The following is a 12,327-nucleotide window of genomic DNA, read 5'->3' as shown; positions in this document are numbered from 1 at the left end:
TTCGCTTATTTTAAAATTTACTTTGCGGCTTCCATCGCCTTATTGTATGCTTCTTTCGCCGTATTCAAATATATGGCGGTGTCTTTGCTCAATGTGGCTCCTGTGGTTACTCCGCCTATAACGTTACGATTGCTTGAATTGTTCTCCGACTTTGGAAGCGCGATTGCGTTTTCCGAGCCGATTGCGTCGAAACCGTATTCGAGCAAATAATTTTCAAGCATATCCATATTGCCTACAAATCCGAGTCCGCTAACCTGACCTAAATCGCTGCCCTGCGTGCTCCAATAGCGAGAATAACGTTTGCGCATAGAGCCGTATTGCGTGTTAAACTTGTATTTGTCGGCAAGTTTCACGTCGCCCACAGCTTTGCCCTCTTCCGACTCTTTGCAAATATAAAGGTTGCCCGAAAGAAAGCTTTCGTAATACCAACGAACGCCTGCGGGCGTCTTGTAGTAGTTCATAAGGTCGGTTATACCACCCGTAGCGCCTATTTCGGAATATATTCCGTTTTCGCCCACCGAAAAATATTTGTCGCCGATACGCAAATATTTGTAATAATCTTTGCCGCTCACGCTAACGATTTCAGCGTCGGTTCCGAGCGCCGTGTTATTGTATACGTTGCTCGCGGGGAATATGTCGTCGAAAAGCACTCTTTTAACTCTTCCGAAGCCGTCGGTTATAACGGTGGCTTCGGTTACGCAGTTGCCGTGCCCGAGCGCTATCGCAGTTCCCGACGCGTTCTTTTTCATGTCGCTTTTTTCACTGCAACCGGTTACGGCGAAAAAAGTAAGCGTAAGCGCCAAAAGCGCCGCAAGTAATGCCGATAATTTTTTTAACACACGAATTTTCATGCTGTTATTATCGGCATTTTAACAGATTTTTAACCGTAATTTACTTGTTTTTCAATCTTTTTGCCGCATTGTCGTACATATCGAACGGCAAAATGCACTTTCGGGGACAAACTTCTTTGCATTTTTCGCAGCCTATACACTTATCGTAATCGATAGCCGCAAGATTGTTGGAAAGTTCTATCGCTCCCGTAGGACAATTTTTGGCGCATAATCCGCAGCCTATGCAACCGCGTTCGCAAACCGAACTCACTTCTTTTCCTCTGTGAGTGTTTGAACACGCAACATAAACTTTCGCGTCTTTGGGAATGCGGCCTATAATCTTCTTGGGGCAAACGGCAACGCAAGCGCCGCAACTCGTGCATTTAGGACTGTCTACTATTGCAAACCCCAAATCCCTATCAACCGAAATCGCGTCGAATTTGCAACTCTCGCTGCAACTCCCCAGCCCCATGCAACCCACTTCGCAAGCTTTGTTGCCGTCGGCTATGAGTTGAGCCGATTCGCAATCGCCGTATCCTTGATAATCGTATTTGTTCCTGCATTTGTTTCCGCCTATGCAATGAACAACAGCCACCGTTTCGCGGCTCTTTTCCTCGCTCATGCCCAAAATTTTGGCAATATTGGCTTTGTTTACCGCGCTCGTAGGATTGCATCTGTCGGGTTTTGCCTCTCCTTTAAAAAGGGCTTCGGCAAACGCCGCGCAACCCGGATAGCCGCAACCGCCGCAATTCGCACCCGCAAGATTTCGCTCTATTTCGTCTATTCGAGCGTCTCTGTCTATAGCAAGTTTTTCTCCCAAAAAGCTGAGACAAAACGCAAACACCGCCGCAAGCACGCCCACAACGAGCACAGGCAAAATATACGTCATAAAAAATTCCATACTAACTCCCTGTTTTACCGCAATTATAGCGGAAAGTTCTTTCGAAAGTTTCTTTAAACGTTAAAACGAAAATCCGGTAAAACCGCCGAACGCCATAGCCAAAATTCCCGCAATAATCAGCGCAATGGGAAAACCCGCGAAAGGCTTCGGAATATGCGTGCGGTTAAGTTTTTCACGAATGCCCGACATTAGAATAAGCACCATAGTAAAGCCTATTCCCGTGAAAAATCCGAAAACAAACGTCTCCAAAAGATTATAGCCGTAATCTATAACCATGTTGGCGGAACCGAGCACAGTGCAATTCGTTGTAATCAACGCAAGATAAATTCCGAGCGAATTATACAGTGTGGGGCTGAACCGTTTTAACACAATATCCAACAACTGCACAAGCGACGCTATAACAAGAATAAAAACGATTGTTTGCAGGTATGTGATATTCCAAAAGTCGAGCAACTTGAAAAGCCCGTAACAAACGATACTCGAAACGGTTATAACGAAGGTTACCGCAAGCCCCATGCCTACGGCGGAATCTGTCTTTTTACTCGTGCCGAGCAACGGGCATATTCCAAGCGTTTTGCTTAGCACTATGTTATCGGTGAGAATAGCCGACACAACTATCGTTATTATGCTTGCCACACTCATAGCATATTTCCTCCGTTAAACAGCAATTTCGATTTCGCGGCGTTACGGTAAATTCCAAGCAAGTAGTTGAAAAGAGCCATCAACAAACCGAGAGTTATAAATCCGCCCGCAGCCGTCTTAAACACTTCGAAGCCCGCCGCTATCAAAAGCATACGCACGCCGCCCAAAATAACGAGCGAACAAGTGAAACCAAGCCCCATACTCAAACCGTCGAGCGCGGAATATCCTACTCCGTTTTTACTCGCAAAAGCTTCCGCACGCCCTAAAATAATACAGTTTACCACAATCAAAGGAATAAATCTTCCGATTGACGCGTTAAGCGACGGCAAAAACTTTTCCAAAAACATTTTAACGAGCGTCACAAACGTTGCTATTATTATGATATACGACGGCAACCGCACCTTATCGGGAATTACCCGCCTAAGAAGCGATATGAACACGTTTGAGAACACAAGCACGAACGCAGTTGCAAGCCCGAGCCCGAGCGCGTTCGTTACGTTGGTAGACATTCCTATGGTTGGGCACATTCCGAGCACCAAAACGAACACGGGATTATTCAGCACTCCCCCGAGCGCGGTTTCTTTAAATTTTTTCATATCCATTTCGCGCTATTCTCCCTTTTCTTCGGAATTAAAACTCGCGGCATATTCGAGAGCGTTTTTCACCGCGCTTATAAGCCCTCTTCCCGATTCCGTAACACCCGTAGTGCCCGCAAGTCCGTTCTCAGGTAAGCCCGAAACTTCTTGAAGAGTTTTTCCAACGAATATTTCGTTTAACACGGCGTCGTTTCTAAACACCGACGAATCGTTATTGTCGGTCGGGTCGAACGAGTCCGTTCCGGGCACTCTGGCAACCTTTTCAACTTTGCCGCCCGCCACTCTAACCAATAAAGTTACTTTTCCGTAAGAGCCGCCGTCGCCGCGCGCTTCCACAACAACGTCGCCGTTGTCGCCCTTGAAAACGTTGGCTACTGTGGCGGTGCCCACCGTATAGCGAGTAAATTTGCTTGCGTCCGACACCTTACGCAACTGCGACAGCTTAGCTTCGTCAGTTTCTTCGGTAGGAGCCGAAGAACTCTCGCCCCTTGCCCGCGCAACAAATCCGTTTGCAATGCTTGCGGCGTCCGCCATACCGCGCAAAGAGTTGGTAGCGCCCGTAGACGTAGCTATTTGCGAATGAGTTATGTTGCCCGACATTCCTATAAACGCATCGAAAACATCCTGTCTACCCTCGAGTTTATCCCAATAACTTTCCGCCTGCGACTTTACCGCCACGCCTGAAATTTTATTGTCGTCGTCGTAGGCTATCAACAGCACGATTGCGTCTACATGCCCTTTTCCTTCGGCTTCAACCACAAGCGTAACTTTACCGGTGTTCACATTTTTGCTCGTATATAACGCTCGCACCTTTTGAGTGGAAGTTCCGTATGTTTTATTATAGGCGTCAAGGTCGGAAACGGCATAACCGCCCTTGCTCAAATCGACCAACTGTATATGCCTTTCTCCGAACGCCGCATCGTCGTCTACTCCCGTAGGCGCAATTTTGTTTATAAGCGAGCTTGTGGCTTTATCGAGAGTAATTTCAACTTTCATAAACTTATTTGCAAACGCAAGCAAAGAAACGCATACAAGCGCTATAAGCGCGAGCACAATAACGCATTTGAGCGTATTGTTCATAGTTTTGCCATTTCCGCCCGACGGCACGAAAGACTTTTTATCGCCGCGCAATTCTCGCGTCGTATCGTTCATCATCTTTTCGGCTTCGTGCTCCGATTCCGTTTTTTTCTGCGCAACTACGTCGCTCATGCTTTGATTCCTCCTTTTTCGGTCTCGTTATAAGGAAGAGGACTGTCGGGAGTTTTCAGCGGCTTTTCCTTAGGCTTTTTAAAATATCCGAAAGGACGAGGGTAAATAAATTTGTCTATAAGCGGCACAGCGGCGTTCATAATTAAAATAGCGAAACTCATGCCTTCGGGATAGCCGCCGAACACGCGTATAAGCATTGTGAAAAGAGCTATTCCCACGCCGAACAATACGTTTCCCCAAAAAGTGTTGGGACTTGTGGAATAATCGGTAGCCATAAAAACAGAACCGAACACAAGCCCGCCGCTCATAACGTGCGCCGCCATGTTGTTTATAAGGCGCGCGCCCGAAAGCTTATTAGGCAACCCGTCGAACAACAGCGCGAAAACAGCCGCGCTTCCCACTATTATAAGAGGTATTCTGAAATCGATTACTTTGCGGATTGAAAGATACAAATATCCCACCGCAAGCGCTATCATGCAAGTTTCGCCCGCCGCTGCCGCGCCCCGATTTCCTATAAACAAATTAACGAACAAATTGTCGGCGTTAGTAAGTTTATCGCCGCTAAGCCACGTTGCGCCCGTAGACGCGGGCAAAACGTTTCCGAGCCCCGTAGTGTTCGCCCATGTTAAGCCGAACGCCAAAAACAGAAACACTCTGGCGGTTGCCGCAGGATTTGCGAAATTCTTGCCTATCCCTCCGAAAAGCATCTTAATTAGAACGATTGCAACCAAGCTTGCAACAACGCATAAAATCAAAGTATCGCCGCTGAAAGCCACATAATCCACCGCGCGCACACCTTCTATGTTAGGCATAGCACGATAAACGTTAAAATCCCAAGATTTAACCGTTATAACTCGCGGCAAATTAAGAGCAAGAATCAATCCCGTTACAAGGCACGAACAATCCCAACATGACGAAGATTTAACCGCCTTTTTGGAAAAGTCCTTTTTCAAAATCAAAGTATACAGCAATTCGAAAGCAAAACAACTCCCCATGCACACAATCGCGTTTAAAAGCACATGATAGCCGAAATATAACACAGCCATAACGAGCGCGGGCGCAAGAGCTATAAGCACGTCGAGCATTATTCCGCGCGTCGTCTTGTTTTTTTGCACAACGTGCGGCGACGCCGAAACGGTAAGATTTTTCATCGTTTGCCTCCCTTTTCTCTGATTTTTTTCTTAGCAAGCCTCATACTCTGAACAAGAGGACGGCGCGCGGGGCAAACGAACGCACAACTACCGCACTCTATGCAGTTCATGGCGCCGTATTTTTCGGCGCCGCTTACGTCACCCGATAGAATACAGGCGTCTATATATACGGGCATAAGTTTCATAGGGCACGCTTTAACGCAACTCGCGCAATTTATGCACGGTCCCGACTGTTCCGAGTTAACTTCGTCGGCAGTTAAAAGAAGTATTCCGCTCGTAGTTTTTGTAACAGAAATGTCGCCGTTCGATTGCGCGAACCCCATCATAGGTCCGCCTATCAACAACTTTACGGCGTCGTCTCCTATTCCGCCGCACGCGTCGAGCACCGTCGAAACGGGCGTTCCCGTTCTAATCCAAAAATTAGCGGGAGTTTTCACTCCGCCGCCCGAAACTGTAACAATACGTTTATACGATTTTTCACCTTCTTCAACAGCGTAAAACACCGAAAGCGCAGTATGAACGTTGCACACTATAACGCCTACGTTCGAGGGCAATTTTCCAACGCGCACCTTGCGTTTTGTTACCGCATATATTAACTGTTTCTCCGCTCCTTGCGGGTATTTTGTGTGGCATAGCACTGTTTTTGCCGATATACCGTTATCGGAAGCCGTTTTTTCGAGCAGTTCGGCGGCGTCGGCTTTGTTCGCTTCAAGCCCCACAAAAAAGTTTTCAAGCCCCAAAGCGGCGGCAATATAGCGCGCTCCCAAAAGAAATTCGCGTGGATATTCTTTTAATATTCGGTAATCGCAAGTAAGGTAAGGCTCGCACTCCGCCGCGTTTATAATTAAAGTATCCACCTTGTCGCGCGGGGCAAGTTTTACCGCAGTAGGAAATCCCGCGCCCCCCATTCCCACTATTCCGCAATCGGCAATGCGTCGAACAATTTGTTCCGGAGCGGGATTTTTTAACGGCGCAAGCTTTTCTTCGTCGTACTTCCCGTCGTTTTTAATAATAACGTGTTCGCAATGCCCCGTAGCGGTAGGACGTTTTTCTATTGCCGTAACTTCGCCCGAAACAGAAGAAAACACTGCGGCGGAAATCGCTCCGTCCGCCTCGCCGAGCTTTTGCCCGACTTTAACGTAGTCGCCTTTCGAAACAGCCGCAATCGCAGCCTTTCCCGCATGTTGCGAAAGCGGAACGGCAACTATTTCAGGCGTCGAAAATTCAGATACAGCCGCGTTCGCAGAGCGCTCCTTATTTCCTTTGGGATGAATTCCGTGAGGAAAAGTTTCCAAACATTGCCTCCTTTAACCTAAAAGAGAGCGAAAGCGCTTTTCGGCTTTGTCGCTCAAAAATTTTTCCGTTTTCAAACGTTCGCTTGACAAAAATCGGAAATACTTTAAAAGTATATCATTTATAAACACTTTTGTAAAGACTTATTTTGTCTTTATTGCTCCGATTCTTCCGTTTTCTGATTTTAACCACTATTAACGACACAAGTTGATATATTCCGAGCACCATTAAAAAGAAACCGAAGTATTTAGACAGAGATTTTCCGCCCACATATTTAACTAATAAAGACGCCGGTATACTCGCCGCCACGGCGGGCAGCGCAACGGTAAGAAGATATTTGCAATCGAGCAACTTGTTTTTGGCATGGATAAACAGCGCGACAGCCGACATAGGAATAAAAGCAATTAGGTTTATAGCTTGCGCAATATGCTGTTCCGTTTCCGTAAAAAGCGTGAGTAGAGGAATAAGCAGCGTTCCGCCGCCCATTCCCATGCCGCCTATAACGCCGCCCACTATGCCGATTATTATATACACGAGTATTTTCATTTTCTATTTGACGTTTCCCACCGTAGTTATTTTAAGAAAAAAACGCGAGACGGGCGCCGACGCCAACCATCATTAGCGCGAATATTATTCCCACTACGAACGGTGGAAGTTTTTTAAGCAAGAGCGCCCCCGCCGCACCGCCCGCTATAACGCCGCCGCCCGTAGAAAGAGTTCCGGCAAGCGAAAAATATCCGTTCACAAGATAAGTTACGGCGCTTGCAATGCTTATCGGCAAAATTATGAGAATGGCTGTGGCGTGCGCCTTTTTAGTGGGCTCGCCGAGCACTTTTTCGAGCAACGGCACGCAAAGCATTCCGCCGCCGCCTCCGAAAAAACCGTTTACAAAACCTACAAGCAAGCCTCCGCCCACTTTAACCACCGTTTGAGCTTTCTTATTCACCTTTCAAAATTGTCTCCGAAAAATATTAACGTTAAAACGCTGTAGTTTTCCACTGCGCCGCATATACTTATTTTCCCCGCATTTAATAATGTTTAATCTTTCGGCGCACATTAAATTTTATTGTTCGATAAGTAAAACCGCTTGCAAACGCTCGGTTGCATGCAGGCAATATCCCTTGTATTGTAAAACAATAGAAAAAACGGCTTAAATCGCTTAAAATCGTTTGCAAAAAAAAGCCGTATAGTATATAATATTATAATGTATGCGGTATGGCGAATTTTGACGATGCCCGCATATCTGCTTAAATGAATCAAATACTACTGAAAGGTGACAAGATGGACAAAGCATTCAATCGTAAAACATCGCGGATTCTTTGCGTACTGATAAGTTTGGCGCTCGCGCTCGGCGTAATAGCCTCCGTAAGCACGGTCGGCTTGTGGGCGCGCGCAGAAGAAAGCGAAGACTTATCATTTCAAAGAGTTGCCTCGCACCCCTCGAACAATCAATTTTCTTCGAGCACAGGTTCCGCGCCCAAAACTCCCGACAGTTGGACGGGCGGCGGCATTAACGGAAAAGGCGAAGGCACCGCAATAGGCGGCGTTATGGAGCTCGATTCGTACGCAAGCAATAGAAACAGCTATAAGCTTGCCGAAGACTATCCCGACGAATTTCCGGATAACGTAGCTCCGGATTCTCCTTTCGGAGCGGACAAGCTTGAAGGGACAAACCGCAACGTTTTGTTCATAAACGTTCGCCCCGACGGAACTTCAAAAGGCACGGCTTACGGCTACACTTCAAGTAGCGTAACCCTTAACGCCAACCGCTTTTACAGAGTAAGCGCGTCCGTCAGAACAGGCAGCTTCGCAAAAGGCAGCGGCGCGGCAATAAGAATCAACGGGCTCGACGGCAACGTGGCTTTCTCGAACATCAACACGGTTGACGACCTCTATCCCCTTTCGGAAGCAAACAACTACGGTTGGAATTCCACCGACCGCTACGGTTGGGAAGATTTCACGTTTTTCGTGGCTTCGTCCTCTTACGAATCGCAGTCTGTAACAATCAGCTTGCAAGTAGGCGACTGCTACACGCAAGACGACGCAATTCATTACGAACCCGCAACAGGCTACGCACTGTTCGACAACGTTGAAATTTTCGAAATTTCGCCGTCCGAATTTTTATCCGCAGACGAATCCGACCACGTTAAAAAATTCGACTACTCCGCAAAATCGGACGAAGCGCTTGCAACCGAAGCGGGTTCGAACCTTGATTTTTATAATTCCGCAACGAAAGAGCCTTCGCTCGACGGTTGGCAACGCGTTGCAATAGGCACCAACCCCAACCTTTTGCCGATAGGCGTATACGACGCAAACAGCACATTCGACAAAGACAACGTTTACAATCTTACTTCCGACCCCCTTTCTTCCAACGGAAAATACAGGAGCGGCGACAGCGGAATTTTGGTGCTCTCCTCTTACCGCGACGGCGATTTCCGCTCGGTTGCGGTGGGTATGAGTTCGGGCAAATTCACGTTGAAACGCTATCATTATTACCGCGTTTCGGCATGGGTGAAAACTCAAGACATATCTGACGGAAGCGGCTCGGGCGCTACTCTCGCGCTTTCGGTTGTTCGCAACGAAGCCGACAAAGAATACGAGGGCGACAACCTGTTCCACACCAAAACCGCTTGCAACGGCAATTCCGAAAATAAATCTCGCGGCGGCTACGAATTCCATTCTATTTTCGTAAAAGCTTCGGTATTTAAAGACTATCAGGCGAGCGTTGAATGTTGGCTCGGAACGGACGGTAGCGAAAGCAGCGGAATCGCTATGTTCGACAACGTGACGATTGAAGAAATATCGCCCGAATTATACACAAAACACAGCGGAAACGGTTCTTCGGTTGACATAGACACCGCTGCGGGTGCGAACGGAAACACTTTCCGTAATTTCACCGACACCGGAATATCGAACGGCGAATTCTATCAAATAGGCGAATACGACGATTTTGCCTATCCCCTCGCCCCCGCCGATTGGACCAAACACACTCCCGACACGGTAGGCACAACAGACTATTCCTCGAACATGTCGCATATTAAAACCGAAGATATAATAAGCGGAATTATTCCCACCGACAAAGCGACATACGAAGCACACTATAAAGACTTCGGCGAAAACATAATCAATCCCCGCAACGGCGACGGCAGCGTTCTTATGCTGTACAGCAAAACCCCTACGGCGTTCTGCTACCGCTCGTCTAATTTCACCGTTACCGCCGATAAACCGGGCGCTTTAACAGTGTCGCTTTGGGCATACGGCATAGACGGCTACGGCGCAAGTCTTGTTCTTAAAAACGACGCGCAAGTAATCGCCACCATAGAAAACATCAAGAACACAAACGGTTTTAAAGAATACACGTTCTATATCGAACCTAATTCCGCCGATATAACAACTCTCAGCGTTGAAATTTGGCTCGGAAATATCGACAGACAAAGCAATTATACCAAAACTTCGTCCGGTCGCGTGTTCGTTGAACGCGTGTCTTACAAAGATTTGGAAGACGACAAAGCGGCGGACGGAACAACCGTAACCAAGAGCGCGGCAACTAAATTCTCGGAATTCAAGAAAGCTTATGCCGAAGCGAAGCACAACGGCAATTCCGAAATAAATCAAGCGGCTTATTCGTTTAAAACAATTGATTTCGACGCATTCGACGCTTACGACCCCTCTTATGTAAAATACGCTTACGATTGGAAACTTTCTGTTGACGCGGGAGAATCCTCTTCGGTACGTTACGGAATATTCGACCCCGCAGGTCCCGGCAACGACTCCACAGTAACCGATTCGTTTAAAAATTCGGAAGGCGGCGCGGGCTACGGCATACTCATGCTCGAAAACAAAGCTTCGGCGGCGTCAAAAGTTTCTTATAACGGTTCTATAGCGCTTAAAGCCGACACTTACTACAAAATTGACGTGTCGCTTCGCGTATCGTTCTCGGAAGCCGAGCGCAACAACGAAAAATCGGTAGGCGCAACGCTTTCGCTCAGCGGAACGGACTTTGCGTTTAAAAACATTAAAGACACCGCGATTAGGCACGGTTCCGATACCGATGCAACTGTGCTCGACGAGAATTTCAGAACGTATACGTTCTATATTAAAGCGGGAAGCACCGAATCGTCGGTTTCGCTCGCACTTTCGCTTGGCGACTCCACTTCTTCCTCGAAGTGGATTAGCGGCAAAGCTTATATGAATAACGTATCGTACACCGACATAACCAACGTGGCATACGACGAAGCTGTTGCCGCAGTTAAAGACGGCAAAGAATACTCGATTATAGCCGACCTCAGCACGCCCGACGACGCGGATTCCGACGACAATGCAAGCGGCGAAAAAGGCGAACTCGCTTGGTGGCTTATTCCCTCTATTCTGTTTGCGATTGCAATCTTGATAGCAATTATAGGATTTATAACCCGCAAGGCTATAGAAAAACGCGCGGCTAAGAAAGGCGTAATTGAAAAAACTGTGTCTTACGACCGCAGAGCAACTTTAAATCAAGAACACAACAAGAACGCTGACGAAGAAGAAAAAGTAAGCGAAGTTGTGGAAACAGGCACAACCGACGAACAGTACGAATCGTTCGACGACGACTCCACTGTTAGCGAAACAGCCAAACCCAAAGCTGAAACCGCTCAAGAAGTTCCTGCGGAAACCGTTTCCGACGAAGTAACCGAAAAAACCGAAACGGCTACGGAAGAAAAAACGGAAACAGAAAACGGAGAAGGCGCAACGGAAACTTCCGAAAACACCGACACAACGAAAATTGCGGAAGCGCCCGCACAATCCCCCGCTGCCGACGATGCAAACAAATCCGCAGACGATTCGTTTATAGACAGATTCGACGATTAACAAATTCGCAACTAAAACGCAACAAAACAAAAAAACTCGCAAGCTAATATAGTTTGCGAGTTTTTTTCAACGTTTTAAATCGGTTCACAAATTTTTATATCCTCCGCCCACCGCCACATTCTGCCCCGTAACGTAAGAAACTTCGCGGCTCGCAAGAAAACTCACAACCGCAGCCACGTCGGCAGGAGTTCCCGCCCTACATGCGGGAATTTCGTCGATTATGCCCTTGCGCTCCTCAACGGAAAAACGCGAATTCATAGGCGTGTCTATAAAGCCCGGACTTATGGCGTTAACCGTTATAAGCGACGGCGCGAGTTCTGCGGCAAGAGCCTTAGTAAATCCGATTACACCCGCTTTCGCGGCGCTGTACACAGTTTCCATTGCCGCCCCGCAAATTCCCCAAACCGAAGCTATATTCACTATGCGCCCGAATCTGTTCGAAACCATATCAGGCGAAAACGCCTTGCAAACATATATAGTGCCCAAAAGGTCTACCGAAACGGTTTGCTCTATGCTGTCCGCCGTTTCGTCGCACAGCAACCTATATGCCGCCGCACCCGCATTATTCACAACGGTGTCGGCAAAACCGAATGTTTTTTCTATTTGCTTTTTCGCATCGCATACCGACGAATAATCGGTTACGTCGCACTTTACAGCAATAGCTTCTTTGCCGCAACCGCATAGCTTGTCCGCAATAGCTTCCGCTTCTTGTTTTGCTTTAAAATATCCTACCGCAACTCTGTAACCGCAATCGACAAGACGCTTGCAAACCGCCGAGCCTATTCCGCCCGAGCCGCCCGTTACAAAAGCCGTTCTAACGTTTGTTTTATATTCCACTCCGTTTTCTCCCGAAAACT

General features: G+C 47.5%; 11 protein-coding genes. 1 reads left to right on the top strand and 10 read right to left on the bottom strand.

Going from position 1 to position 12,327, the window contains the following annotated elements:
- Positions 1 to 17: 17 nt before the first annotated feature.
- The 9 genes from NFR62_RS01005 to NFR62_RS00965 all read right to left on the bottom strand — a co-directional run bounded on the left by NFR62_RS01005 (position 18) and on the right by NFR62_RS00965 (position 7,568).
- Positions 18 to 851: a hypothetical protein gene (locus tag NFR62_RS01005; protein WP_251612324.1), complete on the bottom strand. Its 834-nt coding sequence runs from the start codon at positions 849 to 851 to the stop codon at positions 18 to 20.
- 40 nt (positions 852 to 891) lie between these two features.
- Positions 892 to 1,731 (bottom strand): RnfABCDGE type electron transport complex subunit B, encoded by an 840-nt coding sequence (locus NFR62_RS01000; protein ID WP_251612322.1) that lies wholly within the window; start codon positions 1,729 to 1,731, stop codon positions 892 to 894.
- Between the two features lie 60 nt (positions 1,732 to 1,791).
- Positions 1,792 to 2,373, bottom strand: a complete 582-nt coding sequence (locus tag NFR62_RS00995; protein WP_251612321.1) for an electron transport complex protein RnfA — start codon at positions 2,371 to 2,373, stop codon at positions 1,792 to 1,794.
- The gene (rsxE, locus tag NFR62_RS00990; RefSeq protein ID WP_251612318.1) at positions 2,370 to 2,975 is read right to left on the bottom strand and encodes an electron transport complex subunit RsxE; all 606 of its coding nucleotides are present in this window, start codon (positions 2,973 to 2,975) and stop codon (positions 2,370 to 2,372) included. The genes NFR62_RS00995 and rsxE overlap by 4 nt, the downstream gene beginning before the upstream one ends.
- 6 nt (positions 2,976 to 2,981) lie before the next feature.
- Entirely contained in the window at positions 2,982 to 4,178 is a 1,197-nt protein-coding gene (locus tag NFR62_RS00985) for a hypothetical protein (protein ID WP_251612316.1), read from the bottom strand.
- The gene (locus NFR62_RS00980) at positions 4,175 to 5,329 is read right to left on the bottom strand and encodes an RnfABCDGE type electron transport complex subunit D (RefSeq protein WP_251612315.1); all 1,155 of its coding nucleotides are present in this window, start codon (positions 5,327 to 5,329) and stop codon (positions 4,175 to 4,177) included. Before NFR62_RS00980 ends, NFR62_RS00985 begins: the two co-directional genes overlap by 4 nt.
- Positions 5,326 to 6,624: an electron transport complex subunit RsxC gene (gene rsxC / locus NFR62_RS00975; protein ID WP_251612313.1), complete on the bottom strand. Its 1,299-nt coding sequence runs from the start codon at positions 6,622 to 6,624 to the stop codon at positions 5,326 to 5,328. Before rsxC ends, NFR62_RS00980 begins: the two co-directional genes overlap by 4 nt.
- Positions 6,625 to 6,739: 115 nt before the next feature.
- The gene (locus tag NFR62_RS00970) at positions 6,740 to 7,168 is read right to left on the bottom strand and encodes a sulfite exporter TauE/SafE family protein (RefSeq protein WP_251612311.1); all 429 of its coding nucleotides are present in this window, start codon (positions 7,166 to 7,168) and stop codon (positions 6,740 to 6,742) included.
- Positions 7,169 to 7,199: 31 nt separating this feature from the next.
- Complete coding sequence (locus NFR62_RS00965; protein WP_251612309.1) at positions 7,200 to 7,568, bottom strand: TSUP family transporter; 369 nt, start codon at positions 7,566 to 7,568, stop codon at positions 7,200 to 7,202.
- A gap of 335 nt (positions 7,569 to 7,903) precedes the next feature.
- Between NFR62_RS00965 and NFR62_RS00960 the strand changes: the two genes are divergently transcribed.
- Positions 7,904 to 11,470, top strand: coding sequence for a hypothetical protein (locus NFR62_RS00960; protein WP_251612307.1), 3,567 nt, complete (start codon positions 7,904 to 7,906; stop codon positions 11,468 to 11,470).
- Positions 11,471 to 11,554: 84 nt separating this feature from the next.
- Here the strand turns inward: NFR62_RS00960 and ymfI are convergent, their stop codons facing one another.
- Positions 11,555 to 12,307: an elongation factor P 5-aminopentanone reductase gene (gene ymfI, locus NFR62_RS00955; RefSeq protein WP_251612305.1), complete on the bottom strand. Its 753-nt coding sequence runs from the start codon at positions 12,305 to 12,307 to the stop codon at positions 11,555 to 11,557.
- Positions 12,308 to 12,327 lie beyond the last annotated feature (20 nt).

This window comes from Pumilibacter muris, assembly GCF_943193045.1.
Classification (GTDB): Bacteria; Bacillota; Clostridia; order Christensenellales; family Pumilibacteraceae; genus Pumilibacter; species Pumilibacter muris.
Note: the sequence above shows the minus strand (reverse complement) of the source record. Positions and strands in the feature narration are given on the sequence as shown.

What these genes read in the sequence shown, in the direction of transcription:
- NFR62_RS00995 (WP_251612321.1), bottom strand. Translation starts at nt 2,373, where the DNA reads ATGAGTGTGGCAAGCATAATAACGATAGTTGTGTCGGCTATTCTCACC.
- rsxE (WP_251612318.1), bottom strand. Translation starts at nt 2,975, where the DNA reads ATGGATATGAAAAAATTTAAAGAAACCGCGCTCGGGGGAGTGCTGAAT.
- NFR62_RS00960 (WP_251612307.1), top strand. Translation starts at nt 7,904, where the DNA reads ATGGACAAAGCATTCAATCGTAAAACATCGCGGATTCTTTGCGTACTG.
- NFR62_RS01000 (WP_251612322.1), bottom strand. Translation starts at nt 1,731, where the DNA reads ATGGAATTTTTTATGACGTATATTTTGCCTGTGCTCGTTGTGGGCGTG.
- NFR62_RS01005 (WP_251612324.1), bottom strand. Translation starts at nt 851, where the DNA reads ATGAAAATTCGTGTGTTAAAAAAATTATCGGCATTACTTGCGGCGCTT.
- NFR62_RS00980 (WP_251612315.1), bottom strand. Translation starts at nt 5,329, where the DNA reads ATGAAAAATCTTACCGTTTCGGCGTCGCCGCACGTTGTGCAAAAAAAC.
- NFR62_RS00985 (WP_251612316.1), bottom strand. Translation starts at nt 4,178, where the DNA reads ATGAGCGACGTAGTTGCGCAGAAAAAAACGGAATCGGAGCACGAAGCC.
- NFR62_RS00970 (WP_251612311.1), bottom strand. Translation starts at nt 7,168, where the DNA reads ATGAAAATACTCGTGTATATAATAATCGGCATAGTGGGCGGCGTTATA.